This is a genomic window from Mesorhizobium sp. M0048, assembly GCF_040323405.1.
In the GTDB taxonomy this organism is placed as follows: domain Bacteria; phylum Pseudomonadota; class Alphaproteobacteria; order Rhizobiales; family Rhizobiaceae; genus Mesorhizobium.
The window spans coordinates 189970-205985 of sequence record NZ_JAMYUV010000004.1 but is presented as its reverse complement, the minus strand read 5'-3'; the positions used below and the strand labels follow the sequence as shown (position 1 = coordinate 205985).

General features: G+C 62.6%; 16 protein-coding genes. 9 read left to right on the top strand and 7 right to left on the bottom strand.

All coding sequences use genetic code 11. From position 1 onward, the window contains the following. Positions 1–111 precede the first annotated feature (111 nt). Genes NKJ84_RS06505 through NKJ84_RS06495 form a run of 3 tightly spaced genes read left to right on the top strand, consistent with a single transcriptional unit; the run spans position 112 to position 3196 of the window. Positions 112–1251 (top strand): FIST N-terminal domain-containing protein, encoded by a 1140-nt coding sequence (locus tag NKJ84_RS06505; RefSeq protein ID WP_352505808.1) that lies wholly within the window; start codon positions 112–114, stop codon positions 1249–1251. Between the two features lie 10 nt (positions 1252–1261). Further along, a complete protein-coding gene (locus NKJ84_RS06500; RefSeq protein WP_352505807.1) occupies positions 1262–2602 on the top strand; it encodes an ATP-binding response regulator in 1341 nt (446 codons plus the stop codon). A 60-nt stretch (positions 2603–2662) separates the two neighbouring features. Continuing rightward, the gene (locus NKJ84_RS06495; RefSeq protein ID WP_352505806.1) at positions 2663–3196 is read left to right on the top strand and encodes a hypothetical protein; all 534 of its coding nucleotides are present in this window, start codon (positions 2663–2665) and stop codon (positions 3194–3196) included. A 527-nt stretch (positions 3197–3723) separates the two neighbouring features. Here the strand turns inward: NKJ84_RS06495 and NKJ84_RS06490 are convergent. Further along, on the bottom strand, positions 3724–4407 hold the full coding sequence (locus tag NKJ84_RS06490) for a response regulator (RefSeq protein WP_254818245.1): 684 nt from the start codon (positions 4405–4407) through the stop codon (positions 3724–3726). Positions 4408–4630: 223 nt separating this feature from the next. Here NKJ84_RS06490 and NKJ84_RS06485 point away from each other — a divergent pair, with 223 nt between their 5' ends. The 4 genes from NKJ84_RS06485 to NKJ84_RS06470 are packed head-to-tail and all read left to right on the top strand — an operon-like array spanning position 4631 to position 7563. Beyond that, complete coding sequence (locus tag NKJ84_RS06485; protein WP_352505805.1) at positions 4631–5341, top strand: fumarylacetoacetate hydrolase family protein; 711 nt, start codon at positions 4631–4633, stop codon at positions 5339–5341. A 4-nt stretch (positions 5342–5345) separates the two neighbouring features. Continuing rightward, positions 5346–5996: a maleylacetoacetate isomerase gene (maiA, locus tag NKJ84_RS06480; RefSeq protein WP_352505804.1), complete on the top strand. Its 651-nt coding sequence runs from the start codon at positions 5346–5348 to the stop codon at positions 5994–5996. Then, complete coding sequence (locus NKJ84_RS06475; RefSeq protein WP_352505803.1) at positions 5986–6462, top strand: DUF4262 domain-containing protein; 477 nt, start codon at positions 5986–5988, stop codon at positions 6460–6462. Before maiA ends, NKJ84_RS06475 begins: the two co-directional genes overlap by 11 nt. Before the next feature lie 60 nt (positions 6463–6522). Continuing rightward, on the top strand, positions 6523–7563 hold the full coding sequence (locus NKJ84_RS06470; RefSeq protein ID WP_352505802.1) for a zinc-dependent alcohol dehydrogenase family protein: 1041 nt from the start codon (positions 6523–6525) through the stop codon (positions 7561–7563). A 19-nt stretch (positions 7564–7582) separates the two neighbouring features. Here NKJ84_RS06470 and NKJ84_RS06465 read toward each other — a convergent pair whose 3' ends face one another. Continuing rightward, the gene (locus tag NKJ84_RS06465) at positions 7583–8476 is read right to left on the bottom strand and encodes a LysR family transcriptional regulator (protein WP_352505868.1); all 894 of its coding nucleotides are present in this window, start codon (positions 8474–8476) and stop codon (positions 7583–7585) included. Positions 8477–8614: 138 nt separating this feature from the next. Between NKJ84_RS06465 and NKJ84_RS06460 the strand changes: the two genes are divergently transcribed. Next, complete coding sequence (locus tag NKJ84_RS06460; RefSeq protein WP_502904011.1) at positions 8615–10045, top strand: MFS transporter; 1431 nt, start codon at positions 8615–8617, stop codon at positions 10043–10045. Here NKJ84_RS06460 and NKJ84_RS06455 read toward each other — a convergent pair. Continuing rightward, complete coding sequence (locus tag NKJ84_RS06455; RefSeq protein WP_352505801.1) at positions 10014–10895, bottom strand: alpha/beta fold hydrolase; 882 nt, start codon at positions 10893–10895, stop codon at positions 10014–10016. The two genes, NKJ84_RS06460 and NKJ84_RS06455, sit on opposite strands and share 32 nt — an antisense overlap. Before the next feature lie 156 nt (positions 10896–11051). Next, positions 11052–11945 (bottom strand): DMT family transporter, encoded by an 894-nt coding sequence (locus NKJ84_RS06450; RefSeq protein WP_352505800.1) that lies wholly within the window; start codon positions 11943–11945, stop codon positions 11052–11054. 104 nt (positions 11946–12049) lie between these two features. Here NKJ84_RS06450 and NKJ84_RS06445 point away from each other — a divergent pair, with 104 nt between their 5' ends. Beyond that, positions 12050–13453: an aminotransferase-like domain-containing protein gene (locus NKJ84_RS06445; protein WP_352505799.1), complete on the top strand. Its 1404-nt coding sequence runs from the start codon at positions 12050–12052 to the stop codon at positions 13451–13453. A 38-nt stretch (positions 13454–13491) separates the two neighbouring features. On the opposite strand, the gene NKJ84_RS06440 is transcribed toward NKJ84_RS06445, so the two are convergent. The 3 genes from NKJ84_RS06440 to NKJ84_RS06430 all read right to left on the bottom strand — a co-directional run bounded on the left by NKJ84_RS06440 (position 13492) and on the right by NKJ84_RS06430 (position 15938). Then, a complete protein-coding gene (locus NKJ84_RS06440; protein ID WP_352505798.1) occupies positions 13492–13989 on the bottom strand; it encodes a MaoC family dehydratase in 498 nt (165 codons plus the stop codon). Positions 13990–14127: 138 nt separating this feature from the next. Continuing rightward, positions 14128–14556: a phasin family protein gene (locus tag NKJ84_RS06435; protein WP_352505797.1), complete on the bottom strand. Its 429-nt coding sequence runs from the start codon at positions 14554–14556 to the stop codon at positions 14128–14130. Positions 14557–14639: 83 nt separating this feature from the next. Next, positions 14640–15938, bottom strand: a complete 1299-nt coding sequence (locus NKJ84_RS06430) for a DUF445 domain-containing protein (RefSeq protein ID WP_352477666.1) — start codon at positions 15936–15938, stop codon at positions 14640–14642. Positions 15939–16016 lie beyond the last annotated feature (78 nt).

Below are 16016 nucleotides of genomic sequence, written 5' to 3'. Positions count from 1 at the left end.
AACAATGACCTCGACGCCGGCGCGCCAGACGCGCACAAAAAAAAGCGTCGGAGGAAATGGAGGAGGAAGCCGCTGGCCAAGTCACGGACGCGCTATGCATGCGGCCTCTCGGTGCTCACCACCGACGAATCCGACGCGGATGCGTTCGCCCGGGCGGTGGCAGCGGAAGCAGTGGCCATTGACGCCGGGTTTGCCCTCCTGTTTTTCTCGCAGAGACTCATAGAGGCCGTCGCCCTGTCGGAAGCGCTGAAGACCCACGCGCCGGCGCTCCACTATGCCGGTTGCTCGACGGCCGGTGAGATAACGCCCAAAGGGCTGGAGGAAGGCCAGATCCTGGCTATGCTGCTTCCCTCCGCATCGTTTTCGGCAGCCAGCACCATGGTCGAAAATCTGTCCTCATCGGGCATGGACGGGATTACCGGCGAAGTCGAGGCGCTGAGGCGGTCATTACGCGAGCGCTTCGGGCACGAGCGAGCCGACACCACTTTCGCGCTCTGCTTGATCGACGGCCTGTCTTATGCCGAAGAAGCGGTGACCTCCGCCATCCATTGGGGGCTCGACGATATTCCATTAATCGGCGGTTCGGCTGGCGATGATTTGAAATTCGAGACAACGCGGCTGATCTCGAACGGCAAAGTGACCTCCGACAGCGCCATCATCGTGCTGATCACCACGGAAATTCCTTTCCACGTGTTCAAGACCGACAATTTCGTTCCCACCGACGAGAAGCTGGTGGTGACGGCATCCGATCCCGACCACCGCATCGTGCGCGAATTCAACGCCACCATTGCCGCCGAGGAATATGCCGCCTCGGTCGGCGTCGTCGCGCAGATGCTGACGCCACTGAGTTTTGCCTCGCACCCGGTGGTGGTGAAAGTCGGCGGCGAATTTTACTGCCGTTCAATCCAGAAGATGCACGCGGACGGCTCGCTGTCGTTCTTCTGCGCCATCGACGATGGTGTCGTGCTTGCCGTCGCCCAGCCTAAGGACATGGTCGAGGCGACCCGCGCCGCTCTCAGCGACGTCAGTGAAAGGCTTGGCGGCATCGACCTGATCCTCGGTTTCGACTGCGTGCTGCGCCGGCTCGACGCGCGCAATCGGCAGGTCTATCGCGAGATTTCGGAACTCTACAAGGTCAACAACGTCCTCGGCTTCGGCACCTATGGCGAACAGTACCGTTCGATGCATCTGAACCAGACCTTCACCGGCATCGCCTTCGGTGAACGCAATGCGGCCGAAGCGGCGGAGTAGGAAATCCGGCATGCCGCTCAGGAACATCGACGACCTGGAAAGGCTGAAGAAGATCAACGCCGCGCTGATCAGCCGCGTCGAGCGCTCCATGGACCAGCAAGGCAATGCCTTTTCGCTGTTCCAGACCGCCATTTCGCTTGAGAGCCGGGTGCGCAGCCGCACCGAAGAGCTGCATTCGACCTTGCGCCGGCTGGAGCAGTCGAACATCGACTTGAATGCAGCCAAGGAAAACGCCGAGCTGGCGAACCTGTCCAAGACCAGGTTCCTTGCGGCCGCCAGCCATGACGTGCTGCAGCCGCTGAACGCCGCGCATCTGTCGGTCTCGGCGCTTGCCGAAGTACAGACCAGCGAGGAAGGCAGAAACCTGGTCCGCCAGGTCGAGCGATCGCTGGAGACGATGGAGGACCTGCTCCGCACCTTGCTCGACATTTCCAAGCTCGATGCCGGCGTCGTGCAGCCCGACATCACCGATGTCAGCCTGGAGACGCTGTTTTCGTCTCTGCGCTCGGATTTTCAGCCGGTCGCGGAGATGAAGGGGCTGACGCTGAAGTTCCGGCCGGTCGATGCGCTCGTTCGTTCAGACCGAACCTTGCTGCGCCGCATCCTGCAGAACATCCTGTCCAATGCACTGCGCTATACCCGCTCGGGCGGCGTGTTGGTCGGCACCAGGCATCGCGGCGACACGATCCGCATCGACGTCGCCGATACCGGCTGCGGCATCCCCGACGACCAGCGCGAGGCGGTGTTCGAGGAATTCCATCGGGGCGTGATCCCCACGGATGCCGGGCTTGCCGCCGGCGGGCTGGGGTTGGGGCTGGCCATCGTGCGCCGCATCGCCGCGGCACTCGGCCATCCCGTCACGTTTTCGTCGAAGGTCGGACATGGCACGATTTTCCATATCGACGTTCCGGTCGGGATCGGCGACACGGCCGATCCAATCGCCGGCACCGTCGACATGGAGCGGCCGCGCGGGTACGGTCTGTTCGGCACAAGGGTGCTGCTGGTCGAGAACGACATCGAGGTGCTGCAGGCGATGACCTCCCTGCTCGAGCGCTGGCAATGCCTGGTACGTCCCGCCACCTCGACCGGTGACGCGCTCGACCTGCTTGGCGATACCGACTGGTTGCCAGATATTGTCATAGCCGACCAGCATCTCGACGGCGGCGACCTCGGCACCACCACAATCGCCGAGGTCCGTGATTATCTCGGCCGCGCCGTGCCGGCGCTGATCGTCACCGCCGACGGTTCGGAGACCGTCGCCAACGCCGCCCGCGCCGCTGGCATCGAGCTGATGCGCAAGCCGCTGAAGCCCGCGCAGCTCCGGGCGCTGCTGGCGCATCTGCTGGCTTGATCCCATCTGAGGGCATGGGCGAACTGCTTCAGGCAGTACCAAATTTTGAAAAGGCCAAGGATGCATTGGAGAATAGAAGAAAACGCCCGAGACTACTGTATTCTCGTCGACGACGGAAATACAAATGGATCCCAGGCTTTCCTCGAGATGGAGGAGGCTGGGCCTGTCGACAAAAGTAAGTTGCTTTTTCGCTTTGATGACGAGCGGCCGCTGCCTATCTCGGATTTCGTACCAAGCTCTCATCCAGGCGTCTTGTTTGCAAAGCGCGAGATATTCGAGGCGTTTGGTCCGATTGTTTCGAGAAGCAAGCACCTCTTTTATACGTCCAAGACGGATAGGGGCGACTTGAAAATATATGTACCCATGGAGGAGATAAAAGGGTTCGACTTTTCCGAGTCTATTTTCGAAACATTTGAAGACGGAGACATATACCGCATTGATCAGCTAAGGCTCGTTGATGGTTTCTCGACCGAGTTTGATATTTTTCGCCTGAATGACAACTTCGGGACGAGATTCCATATAATTGTTTCTGATAAATTCAAGTACATGTATGAGTCGCATGGAATGACGGGGCTGCGGTTTTCTGCGACATGAGCCGCTGAAGCCGGCGCGACTGCGCGGCGTGCTGGCGCATGTGCTGGCTTGACGTCTCAGAGGCGGTAGCTTTGCGCAAGGGATCAGGTGTTCCATGTATACAATGGACACGACGAACGCTCGTTATTGGATTTTCGCATATTGGTCCTTGTTCACTTTGAGGGTTTGTAGGCAGTGCAAGAATTCCAGTTGCGATACGATCATGGTCTGTGGCTCTTGGAGACGAGCAAGGGCTCCTACCCTCTCAGCGAGGTGAGAGATTTTTTCCGCTTTTTCATCCTCTTAGACGAACCGTTTGAGCGAGCGTCCAATATCATCGCTCGATCGCTAATTGGAGGCAGCGGCCAGCAGTTTCCTCTTTGGAAAATTGTGGCGGCGGCGTTTTTGTCGACGTCCGAAATCAATGCTCAGAAGGCTCTGGTTGGCTGCCGTCACTCTCGAGCGAGGATCGACAATAATTACAGCCGTATTTGTCATCAATGTCATCGTCCGATCGGCCAACCAGAAGACGCGCCACCTCCGTGCGATCAAAACCCCGCCGGATCGCGAAACAGCTCGGCATTGTCCAGCTTCGAGACCTCGATCACCGCCTGAGTGCGGCTGTAGACGTTGAGCTTGCGCAGGATTTCCGAGACATGCGCCTTGACCGTGGTCTCGCCGACCTGCAGCTCGTAGGCGATCTGTTTGTTGAGCAGGCCCTGGCGCAGCATCTGCAGCACCTTGAGCTGCTGCGGCGTCAGCGTGGCCAGGCGCTGTACCATCTCGGCGCGGTCGGTGCTGTCGGCGTCGGGCGGCCGGCCCTCATAGGTCTGGGGAACATAGATCGCACCTTCCATCACCGAGCGGATGGCCGCGGCAAGATCGCTCTTGCGTGCCGATTTCGGGATGAAGCCGGCCGCGCCGTAGGACAGCGCCTCGGAAATGATCTTCGGCTCCTCATAGCCGGAGACGATGACGACCGGCAGGCGCGGATAACGCGTCCTGAGCTGCAGCAGCCCGTCAAAGCCATGCACGTCGGGCATACTGAGATCGAGCAATGCGAGGTCGAACGGCTTGGCATCCGTCAGAAGCTCGAGCGCCTCGGCAATCGAGCGCGCTTCCACCGTGTCGACCTCCGGATAGGCCATCTGCACTGCGCTGTGCAGGGCCTCGCGAAACAGCGGATGGTCGTCGATGATGAGGAACCGGGCGCGATCGTTGACTGCGGTCATTAGCTTCACTTCGGTTCGGTCTGGTCTGGTCTAGAATAGTCCGGCAACCATGGCCAGCTTATTGCCAAATAGTACATTGCCATCTTGGCTGGCTAAAGCAGAATGGACCGACGATTTCCGCGGCACCGTGCGGCAGGCCTGCTCCTCCGCCATCCAATGCCTTGCCCGTTTGCCCAAATCGGCCGAATGTGCCGGCGACAGATCCACTGAACAGAGACAGTGCATGACCGGCTTCGTCCTTCCCCTGCCCGCAACCCCGTCGGTGGCCGTCGCCGGCTCGCCGGAGCGTTTTGCGGTGCGCCGCATATTCTGCGTCGGCCGCAACTATGCCACCCATGCCCGCGAGTTCGGCAATGACGAGCGCGACCCGCCCTTCTTCTTCACCAAACCGGGCGACGCAGTGGTCGACGCGGTAGTCCGTTCGGGCGCCACGATCCCCTACCCGCCGCTGACCCAAAACCTGCATCACGAAATCGAGCTGGTCGTCGCGATCGGCAAGACCGGCTTTCGCATCCCGCGCCAGCGGGCGCTGAACCATGTCTGGGGTTACGGCGTCGGCGTCGACCTGACCCGCCGCGACCTTCAGGACGAGGCGAAAAAGGCGGCACGACCGTGGGACTGGTCGAAAGCCTTCGACCGTTCAGCGCCCTGCGGCCCGCTGGTCCCGGCGCAACAATCCGGTCATCCCGAGAAGGGCCGCATCTGGCTCGCGGTCGACGGCGAGATCAGGCAGGACGGCGACCTTGCCGAACTGATCTGGCCGGTTCCCGACATCGTCTCGATTTGCAGCGAGGCGGTAGAACTTAGGCCCGGCGACCTGATCTTCACCGGCACGCCGGCCGGCGTCGGCGCCGTTGGGCCGGGCGAAAAGATCACCGGCGGCGTCGACGGCATCGGCGAAATCGAACTGACCATCGGCCAACCGAGCCCGTGACACAATGAGCGATATCGTCCTTCACAACTACTACCGTTCCTCGACCTCTTACCGGGTGCGGATCGCGCTGGAGATGAAGGGCTTGGCCTACGAGTACGTGCCGCATCATTTGCGCCACGGCGAGCATCTGGATCCCGCCTACCTCGCGGTCAATCCGCAAGGGCTGGTGCCGGCGCTGGTCCTCAGCGATGGCACGCTGCTGACGCAATCGCTGGCGATCATCGAATATCTTGACGAGACCACCCCTGAGCCACCGCTGCTGCCCAAGGATGCGTCTGGCCGCGCCCGCGTCAGGATGCTGGCGCAGATGATCGCATGCGACATCCATCCGGTGAACAATCTGCGCGTGCTGACCTCGTTGCGCACGCTGTTCGGCGCCGGCGACCAGGATGTCGTCAACTGGTTCCGGCACTGGGTCAACGAAGGCTTCCAGCCGCTTGAAAAGATTCTGGCTTCCTCGCCCGAGACCAAGACATTCTGCCATGGCGACACGCCGGGGCTGGCCGATATCTGCCTGGTCGCACAGGTCACCAGCAATGCCCGCTTCGGCGTCGACATGACGCCCTACCCGACGATCTCGCGCATCAATGCCGCCTGCATGGCGCTGCCGGGGTTCCAGAAGGCCGCGCCGGAGAACCAGATCGATGCCGAATAGAGAAGCCAAAGATCCAGATGAAGCGAAAACGCTCGCCGACATCGAAGAATATGGCTGCCACATTCTGTATGTGCTGGAAGAAGGCGAGCATCCGCCTTTCAGCTACTCGGTTGGGATAGAGCACAATTTCAATGCTCCTGAACTGGTCGTTGTCGGGCTGAAGCCAGAGCTTTCCCAGTCTGTCATCAACCAATACTGCAGACGGGTGTGCAACGGCGAGATTTTCCGCATCGGGCAGCGATCGTCTGGTTTCATAGGCGGCTTCGACTGTCAGTTCGGCTCGGTCCATGTTGAGCACTACCCTGAACATTTCGGTTGGGACATCTGGTTCTACGACGGCCTGGGCTTCAGGGTTATGCAGCTTATCTATCCTACGACCGAAGGCATCTGGCCGTGGGATACTGAAGCGAGCGAGTGGTTTCGAAAGCGGCAACCGCTTCTCGACACGCCGCCGGCATCAAGCTAACTCCGAACAACCGCCTGACGAATGCGCCCTTGGTGAATTGAAACTTATGAAACCCTTAACATGAAAGCCGTCGTCTTCGAAAAATTCGGCGAGGCGCCGACGATTCAGACCGTGCCGGATCCGACGCCTTCGCCGGAAGGCGTCGTCATCAAGGTGGAGGCGACTGGCCTCTGCCGCAGCGATTGGCATGGCTGGATGGGCCACGACGACGGCATCCGGCTGCCGCATGTGCCGGGCCACGAACTGGCCGGCGTCGTGGTCTCCGCAGGCAACCAGGTGACCCGCTGGAAGGGCGGCGAGCGCGTCACCGTGCCGTTTGCCGTCGGCTGCGGCCGCTGCTTCGAATGCACGTCGGGCAACCACCAGGTCTGCGAGCACCAGTTCCAGCCCGGCTTCACCGCCTGGGGGTCGTTCGCCGAATATGTCGCCATCGACCATGCCGATACCAATCTCGTACGCTTGCCCGACGAGATGGAATTCGCCACCGCCGCCAGCCTCGGCTGCCGCTTCGTCACCTCGTTCCGCGCCATCGTCGATCAGGGCCGCGTGGCTCCCGGCGAATGGGTGGCCGTACATGGCTGCGGCGGCGTCGGCCTGTCGGCGATCATGATCGCCAGCGCCATGGGCGCCAATGTCGTCGCCATCGACCTCACCGACGAGAAGCTGGACTTTGCCAAAAAGATCGGCGCGGTGGCGACGATCAACGCGGCAAAGACGCCCAACGTGGTCAAGGCGGTCAAGCAGATCACCAATGGCGGCGCGCATATGTCGATGGACGCGCTCGGCCACCCCAGTACTTCGTTCAATTCGATCGCGAACCTGCGCCGCCGCGGGCGCCACGTGCAGGTCGGCCTGATGCTCGGCGACCATGCCAGGCCGCAGATTCCGATGGACAAGGTGATCGCATTCGAGCTCGAAATCCGCGGCAGCCACGGCATGCAGGCGTTTCGCTACCAGGCGATGATGGAGATGATCCGCACCGGCAAGCTCAAACCCGAACTCCTGGTCGGCAAGAAGATCAGCCTCGAGGAAGCGCCGGCCGCTTTGATGGCGATGGGCGGCTTCGAAGGCATCGGCATCGGCGTGGTGACCAGATTCTAGATCACGCCCCGACTCTGGATCAACGAAACGACGCGCAGACCTCCCGCACGCAGGCTCGCAGCCAGCGCTGCGCCGGATCGCCATCGAGCCGCGGATGCCAGAGCATCGAAATGGTGACCTCCTCGATATCGACCGGCAACGGGAAGCTGTACATGCCTGCGCGCGCGCCCAGCGTGTGCCGTTCGGGGACGCTGGCGATCAGATCGGAGGCGCGCGCCATGGCGAGCGTGGCCGAGAAGCTGGAAACCATGCACGCAACCGTCCGCTGGAGACCCAGCAGTTTCAAGGCCTCGTCGATCGGGCCCTTTTCGCGGCCACGCCGCGACACGCTGATGTGGCGACCGGCCGCATAACGTTCCGGGCTCACCGGGCCCTCGCTCAGTTTATGTCCCGTTCGCACCACACCGATGAAGCGGTCGCGAAACAGCGCCTGAATGCGCATTTCAGGGCTCGTCTCACTGGCAACCCCGATTTCGAGATCAATCGCCGCGTCGCGCAACGACATGTCGCTCTTGTCGGATTTCGGCGCAAAACGCAGCCGCACGCCGGGCGCATCCGCTTCGACACGGGTCACAAGACGCGGTGCGAACTCCTCGACAAAACTTTCGTTGGCGCGCAGCGTGAAGACCTTGTCGAGAGCGGAGAGGTCGAGGGGCCTGGCCGGACGCAGCAGCGCTTCCGCATCCTGCACGACGCGGCCCACTTGCTGCTGCAATTCGAGGGCGCGCGGTGTCGCAACCAGGCCACGGCCAGCCCGAACCAGCAATGGGTCGCCTGTCGCCTGGCGCAACCGCGCCAACGTCCGGCTCATCGCCGAGGGACTGAGGCGCAGCCGCCCGGCCGCGCGCGCCACACTGCCCTCGGTCAGCAGCACATCGAGGGCGACAAGCAGATTGAGATCTGGCGACGACATGGAACGACCATAGCACAGCTCGGCGTGATGTGGCGTTTTATGCATGAATAAGATGCAAATACTGCGCCTTCCGCCACATCATGCGAGGGAATAGTCTCCGACAGCTCCGATTTGGGGCTGACGGCAAAGGAGTTCACCTTGGCATCGACCGCTGAAAAGACCTGGGACAAAGTTGCCCCGGTGAGCGCACGCTCGACCCGATGGGCATTGGCAAGCCTGTCGCTTTCAACGCTGCTGTCGTCGCTCGCCACCAGCATCGCCAGCGTCGGGCTGCCATCGCTGATGCAAGCGTTCGGCGCATCGTTCCAGCTCGTGCAATGGGTCGTCCTTGCCTATCTGCTCGCCATCACCACCTTGATCGTCAGCGCCGGGCGGCTCGCCGATATATTCGGCCGCCGCCCGCTATTGCTCGGCGGCATTGCCCTGTTCACCTTCGCATCCGTGCTCTGCGGGCTTGCCCCGACGCTCTGGCTGCTGATCGCCACACGGGCGGCACAGGGGCTCGGCGCGGCTGTCATGATGGCTCTGACGCTGGCCTTTGTCGCGGACACGGTCCCCCGGGGAAAAACCGGCAGCGCCATGGGCCTGCTCGGCGCCATGTCGGCGATCGGCACCACGCTTGGCCCCTCGCTTGGCGGATTGCTGATCGCCGGCCTCGGCTGGCGCGCGATCTTCCTCATCAATCTGCCGTTGGGGGCGCTGGCCTTCGCGCTCGCCTGGCGCGTCCTGCCGGCCGGAAAAAAGACGCCAGATCGGCGCGGTTTCGACGGGATCGGCACGGCCTTACTTGCTCTGACGCTGGCCGCCTATGCGCTCGCCATGACGCTTGGGCGCGGCAGTTTTGGTTTCCTCAATGCCGGTTTGCTGATTGCCGCCGCCGTGGCTGGCCTGCTGTTCGTCATTGCGCAGACAAGGACCGAGAACCCTTTGATTCAACCTGCGAGGTTCCGCGATCAGGCGTTGAACGCAAGCCTCGCCATGAACCTGATCGTCGCCACCGTCATGATGGCGACGCTGGTGGTCGCGCCGTTCTATCTGTCGCGTGCGCTCGGACTGGACGCAGCCATGGTCGGGCTGGTTCTGTCGACCGGCCCTCTGGTTACCGCACTGGCGGCGCTGCCGGCCGGACGCCTGGTCGATCGTTTCGGGGCGCACCGGATCACGATCGTCGGCCTGTTCGATCTCGCTATTGGTACTTTTGCTCTGTCGCGGGCGGAATTCGGTATTGCCGGCTATATCGTGCCGATCATCATCGTCTGCACCGGCTACAGCCTGTTTCAGACCTCCAACAATTCAGCCGTGATGACCGGCGTGGCACCCGACCAGCGCGGCGTCGTCTCCGGCCTTCTCAATCTGTCGCGCAATCTCGGCCTGATCACCGGTGCGTCGGTGATGGGCGCGGTGTTTGCCTTCGCATCGGCTGCCGGAAGCGAAGGAACTGGCTTGGCCATATTAGCACCTGCGGCAGCCGCACGAGGGATGCAGGTCACTTTCCAGGTGGCGACGGCCCTGGTAGTGGCGGCGCTGATCCTTTCGACTATTTCTGGTCGCCGCGGCCAGCGCGCTTAGCTGAGCCGCCGGCGACGAACTCCAGCATCAGTTCAGCAGCCTTGAGCGCATGCGTCTCCAGGAGGAAATGTCCTGCGTCGAAGACGTGAGCCTCCATCCGGGGAAGATCCACAAGCCAGGATTGAACCTCTGCAATGTCGAAGAAGGCATCGTGGCGACCCCAAAGAAGCATCGCTCGGGGCTGATGCTTCGCCAGATAATCAGCCACCTCCCCGAACCGGTCGACATATCGGCCGTAGTCGGCAATGAGCGCCTTCTGCAGATCAAGTCGTCCCGGCAGGCACATGACCCGCCAGTCTTCAATCCAACCACCTGGATCGATCTGCGCCGCGATCTCGCCGGGCAGGCCGGCGACATACTGGTCGCGGGTTCCCTCGAGGGTCAGATGGGCGGTGGCGGCCTGCTCATTCGCCGCATTCGGCGCAGCCCAGAAGTCCAATGTGTCTGCCCATTGCGGACCAAAACCGGAGCGGTGGGCATTGGCATTCTGGATAACGAGGCCTTCGACGAGTTCCGGCGCGCGCATGGCGAGATGAAGCGCTACCGGGGTTCCGAAATCATGCAGATAAAGAAACCTGCGGCCAACGTTGAGACGCGAGAGCAGCTCTTCAATCGCGCCGGCCAGCATGTCGAACGATGGCTCGGGCGGCAGATCGGACGCGCCGAAGCCCGGCAGGTCAGGCGCCACGACATAGGCGCTGCCGGAGAGCGGCGCGATCACGTCGCGAAACGTCCGCGAAGAGCTAGGAAAGCCGTGCAGCAGCACGAGCGCGGGCTTGGAAGCGTCACCAGCCGTCCGGACGGCCACCTCGCCGCCGGAGGACAAAACTATCTTCTGGACCCCAGGCACCAAAATCATCCCTTTTTCCGCCACGCCGACGTGAGGCCACCTCGCGCCTTGTGCCACTCTGGCCGACTCGGCACCTCGAGACGTCATTCCGCCAGGTCGGCAGCTCTTGGTATCAATTGGACGCGATTGTATCGAGTCAAGAGTGTGCTGGCGCACCTATTTTGCATATCTCTTGGCACCGACGACGCAAAGCACGACGGCGGCGGTGACGGCGATCATGGCGGGACTGACCTGCTCATGCAGCAGCGCTGCCGCCAGCCCAAGGCCGAAGAAAGGCTGCAGCAGTTGCAACTGCCCGACCGCGGCGATGCCGCCTTGCGCCAGGCCGCGATACCAGAACACGAAACCGATCAGCATGCTGAACAGCGAAACATAGGCCAAGCCTATCCATGCGCCCCTGCCGGCACTTTCGAGCGACGGCGGCATGGTGATGAACGTCAGCGCCAGCATGACCGGCAGCGACAGCACCAGCGCCCACGAAATCACCTGCCAACCGCCGAGTTTGCGCGACAGCGCCGCTCCCTCCGCATAGCCCAATCCGCACACGATGATGGCGGCCAGCATCAGGATGTCGCCGAGCGGCGAGACCGACAGGCCTTGCGTGACTGCAAAACCGGCAACAAGGGCGCTGCCGAGGCAGGAGAACAGCCAGAACGCCGGCTTCGGGCGATCGCCGCCTCGAACCACGCCGAAGATCGCGGTCGCCAACGGCAACAGGCCGACGAAAATGATGGAGTGAGCCGACGTGATGTGCTTGAGCGCCAGCGCCGTCAGCAGGGGAAAGCCGACCACGACGCCAAGCGCCACGATCGCCAGCGGGAACAGATCTCGCCGCTCCGGGCGCTTCTGGCGAAAGAGAAGCAGCAGCCCCAGGCCGAGGATGCCCGCCGAAGCCGCACGGGCGACCGTTACGAACACCGGATCGAAATCCATCACCGCCACGCGCGTCGCCGGCAGCGAACCGCTGAAGATCAGCACGCCGATGAACCCGTTGACCCAGCCACTTGCCGCCCAACTGCTCGCCGCCCAGCTACTCGCCGCCTTGTCCATAGATGCCCCGCTGATTTCGCCCTCTATCGGGCCGTGCGTATGGCTCCGCCAGAGACAATCAGGTACAGTTTGACAAAACTGTCATGGTGGGGCGAGCAGTACGGATGGACGAGCAGACGACAACAGATGAAGGCAGCCGGACGCTTGTCGAAAGCGTCATGGCGACGATCAGGCACAGGATCGCCTCGCGCGGCCTGACACCGGGAATGCGGCTGCCTTCGATCCGGGCTTTCGCCAAGGCCATGCAGGTTTCCAAATCCACCGTGGTCGAAGCCTATGAACGTCTTGCGGCGGAAGGCATGATCCGCTCGCGGCCAGGCTCGGGCTTCTATGCCGCCGGACCGCTGGCTCCGCTGTCGCTGGCCGAGATCGGCCCCAGGCTTGACCGTGCTGTCGACCCGCTCTGGGTCTCGCGCCAATCGCTGGAAGCCGGCGACGGCGTCCTGAAACCGGGTTGCGGCTGGTTGCCGGCGTCATGGATGCCCGAGGCCGGATTGCGTCGCGCGCTGCGGACGATGGCCCGCGCCGACGACGCAGCGCTGACCGATTACGGCACGCCGCTCGGGTTGCCGGCGTTGCGACACCTGCTGGCGCGGCGCATGGCCGAGCACGGCATCGAAGCGTCCCCGGAACAGATCATGCTGACGGCATCGGGCACTCAGGCGATCGACCTGCTGTGCCGGTTCCTGCTCGAACCGGGTGACACGGTGTTGGTTGACGATCCCTGCTATTTCAACTTCCATGCCCTGTTGCGCGCCCATCAGGCCAAGGTGATCAGCGTCCCCTACACGCGCTCGGGGCCGGACATCGAACTGTTCGCGCAGGCGCTGAACGAGCACCGGCCGCGCCTCTACATCACCAATTCGGCGCTCCATAATCCGACCGGCGCGATATTGTCCCCGGTCGTTGCCCATCGGGTGCTGAAGCTCGCCGATCAGTCGGGGCTGACGATCATCGAGGACGATATCTTCGCCGATTTCGAACACACGCCCGCCCCCAGGCTGGCGGCCTTCGACGGCCTCAGCCGGGTCATCCATATCGGAAGCTTTTCCAAGACGCTGTCGGCATCGGTGCGCTGCGGCTTCATCGCCGCTCCTCGCGACTGGATGGAAGGTTTGACCGATCTCAAGATTGCCACATCCTTTGGCAGCGGGCGACTTGCATCCGAACTGGTGCTGACGCTGCTGAAGGACGGCCTCTATCGCAAGCACGTCGATCTGCTGCGCGCGCGGCTCTCGCGCGCCATGGAAGAAACCGGCACTCGGCTCAGAGCAATCGGCATCGTGCCGTGGATAGATCAGCCGGCCGGCATGTTTTTATGGTGCAGGCTGCCGGAGGAAATAGATGCCGCGGACGTCGCCCGTCACGCTTTGTCGGCCAACGTCGTGCTTGCGCCCGGCAATGCGTTCAGCCTGTCCCTTTCGGCCAGCCGTTACATGCGCTTCAACGTCGCCCAATCGGGCGACGACCGGATTTTCAGGGCGCTTGAAGAGGCGATGTCGCGTTGATTGCGCTGCCGGAAGCCTGCTGGCCTGAGGCTGTGCCCTCAGGCCCCTGCCCGCTTGCGGCGTGCATAAAGCATGACGAGCGTCTCGGCGGTCAGCGCCGGCTTTTGCTCGCCTTCGATCTCGACTGTATTGGCGGCCTTCATCAAATACTGCCCCGGACCTTTGTCTTCCATCGACAACAGCGTGGTGCGCAGCCTGATTCGCGAGCCGACCCTGACCGGCGCCACGAAACGCACTTTGTCGAAACCGTAATTGAACGCGGCCTGCGTGTTTTCGGGCACGATGCCCATCTCGAGCGCCAGCGCGCCGATGATCGACAGGGTCAGATAGCCATGCGCGATCGTCGTTCGGAACGGGCTTTGCCGCTTCGCCCGTTCGGGATCGACATGGATCCATTGATGATCGCCAGTGCATTGGGCAAACTGGTCGATGCGGTGCTGATCGACCAACGTCCAGTCCGAAACGCCCAACTCCTGCCCGGCCATCGCCCTGAGTTGCTCGAAGGTCGGCGGCGTCCTCGGCCGTATCTGCGTCATTCCTGCTTTCCCGATCGCTTGCCTGTTCCGGACCACGACCGGCCCCCCGTGTCAATTCGCCAGTGCGATTCCAGCCCGTAATCTTCGGCCGCGAACCGCCGGTCTTCGCTGCCGGCAAGCGTGCTGCCGGGGAACAGCTTACCCCTTATGATGGCCGGCGCGGATCTCCTCCATCGCCTCCTTGATGCGGCTGCGCAGGATTTCGATCGATTCGGTGCCGGACGCCCTCGCCAGTTCGGCCATCTCGCCGGCATTCTTCAGCACGGTCTCGAAGGATTTCCTGGCGAACGCCGCCTGCTTCTGCATCATTTCCTGCGGAGTGCCGGGCGCTCGGTAGTTTTGTGCCATGTCGGTGATTTCGCGCAGTGTGTCCTGCAGCATCTCGCGTTGCCTTGACAACAGCGCCGACGCTCCGGCGGCACTCGCCCGGGCCGACTTCTCCAGCGCTTCCAGATTCCTGGCGTGGTGGGCGAGGATCGCCTCGACGTCGACATTCGGCAGCTTCAGGTCGCGGCCGAACTTGCCGAACATGTCGATGAAGGACTCAGACTCCGGTCGTTTTGCCATGCTGGTTCTCTCCCCCTGTTGCCGTGAACGCCGCCACTGCACCGAAGATAGTGCAGCGAAGCTCAGCGGTCCATTCGGACGAGTCAGCCGACGAGAAACAGCCGTTCGGCGATGTAGAGCACGAGCCCGGCGAGGCCACCGATGATCATGCCGTTGAAGCGGATATATTGCAGGTCCTTGCCGATGTTCATTTCTATAAGCCTTGTCAGTTGCGCGAGGTCCCAGCGCTTGACCTGGTCGGCGATGAACTTCGACACGCCGCTTTTCTGGCTTTCGACGAAGGAGGCCAGCGCCACGATGAAGCCCTGGTTCATGTCGGCCCTGATCTGCGCGTCGTCGGCAAGATGGCGGCCGACCTCGACGAACATGGTGGCGAGATGGTCGCGGATCATCGAATTCGGCGCCTTGGCGTCCTGTTCGATGAACAGCCGCAGGCTGTCCCACATATCGCCGGCCAACGCGCTGAGCTCCGGCCGGGCAAGGAAATCGCGCTTCAGCTTTTCGGCGCGCCTGGCATATTGTTTGGATGTCCTCAACCGCTCGACGAAGGTTTCGACGAAAAGGTCGAATTCGGCTCGCATCGGGTGGTGCGGATCGGCCCGCACCTCATCGAGCAGCGAGCCGGCCGACGCAACGATCTTCTTCAACAGATAGGCGTCGGCGCGAAACAGGTTGAACAGCGACGGCAGTTCCTCGCGGATCTTCTCGCGCATCGTCGCCAGCGCCTGCTCGTCGCTCAGGAAGCGGCCGACCACCTTGGTGAACTCGTCGAATAATTTCTGGTGGCGGCGATCGTCGGTCAGCGCCGACAGCAGCTCGGCGGCAAGCGGCGCCAGCGGTACCTTCTCGATCTGCTCCAGCATGCGGCTGGTGACGAATCCGCGCAGCCCGGATTGCTCGACCGCTGCCAGCGTCTGCGGCACCAGCCGGCCAACGAAACGCGACAAATCGGCGGCGCGGTTCGGGTCGGCCAGCCAGTCCGCGACCAGCGCCGAAAAGTCCACCTCGGCGAGCTTTTCGCGCACCGGTTCCGGCGCCAGGAAATTGACCTCGATGAAGCGGCCGAGATTGTCGGCGATGCGGTTCTGGTTTTCCGGGATGATGGCCGTATGCGGGATTGGCAGGCCAAGCGGCCGCCGAAACAGCGCCACCACCGCATACCAGTCGGCCAGCCCGCCGATCGTCGCCGCCTCGGCGAAAGCGGCGACGAAGCCCAGCCACGCATGCCGGCTCTCGAGCGATTTCGCCACCGCAAAGACCAGCACGCAAAACGCAAGTGCTGCGGCGGCAACGAACTTGGTGCGCCTGAGCGCCGAAAGCTTGGCATCGGCATCGAACCGGGCGGACGCGACAGATGCAAATGCCGGGGCTGGTCGAGACATGATGGGCCGCTCCTGATCGTGTATGCGAACTTATCTAGTGCCGCCTGCCCCGGAAAGCGCGCCGCTGGTTTCAGCGCG

What these genes read in the sequence shown, in the direction of transcription:
- NKJ84_RS06500 (WP_352505807.1), top strand. Translation starts at nt 1,262, where the DNA reads ATGCCGCTCAGGAACATCGACGACCTGGAAAGGCTGAAGAAGATCAAC.
- NKJ84_RS06495 (WP_352505806.1), top strand. Translation starts at nt 2,663, where the DNA reads ATGCATTGGAGAATAGAAGAAAACGCCCGAGACTACTGTATTCTCGTC.
- NKJ84_RS06490 (WP_254818245.1), bottom strand. Translation starts at nt 4,407, where the DNA reads ATGACCGCAGTCAACGATCGCGCCCGGTTCCTCATCATCGACGACCAT.
- NKJ84_RS06485 (WP_352505805.1), top strand. Translation starts at nt 4,631, where the DNA reads ATGACCGGCTTCGTCCTTCCCCTGCCCGCAACCCCGTCGGTGGCCGTC.
- maiA (WP_352505804.1), top strand. Translation starts at nt 5,346, where the DNA reads ATGAGCGATATCGTCCTTCACAACTACTACCGTTCCTCGACCTCTTAC.
- NKJ84_RS06475 (WP_352505803.1), top strand. Translation starts at nt 5,986, where the DNA reads ATGCCGAATAGAGAAGCCAAAGATCCAGATGAAGCGAAAACGCTCGCC.
- NKJ84_RS06470 (WP_352505802.1), top strand. Translation starts at nt 6,523, where the DNA reads ATGAAAGCCGTCGTCTTCGAAAAATTCGGCGAGGCGCCGACGATTCAG.
- NKJ84_RS06465 (WP_352505868.1), bottom strand. Translation starts at nt 8,476, where the DNA reads ATGTCGTCGCCAGATCTCAATCTGCTTGTCGCCCTCGATGTGCTGCTG.
- NKJ84_RS06450 (WP_352505800.1), bottom strand. Translation starts at nt 11,945, where the DNA reads ATGGACAAGGCGGCGAGTAGCTGGGCGGCGAGCAGTTGGGCGGCAAGT.
- NKJ84_RS06445 (WP_352505799.1), top strand. Translation starts at nt 12,050, where the DNA reads ATGGACGAGCAGACGACAACAGATGAAGGCAGCCGGACGCTTGTCGAA.
- NKJ84_RS06440 (WP_352505798.1), bottom strand. Translation starts at nt 13,989, where the DNA reads ATGACGCAGATACGGCCGAGGACGCCGCCGACCTTCGAGCAACTCAGG.
- NKJ84_RS06435 (WP_352505797.1), bottom strand. Translation starts at nt 14,556, where the DNA reads ATGGCAAAACGACCGGAGTCTGAGTCCTTCATCGACATGTTCGGCAAG.
- NKJ84_RS06430 (WP_352477666.1), bottom strand. Translation starts at nt 15,938, where the DNA reads ATGTCTCGACCAGCCCCGGCATTTGCATCTGTCGCGTCCGCCCGGTTC.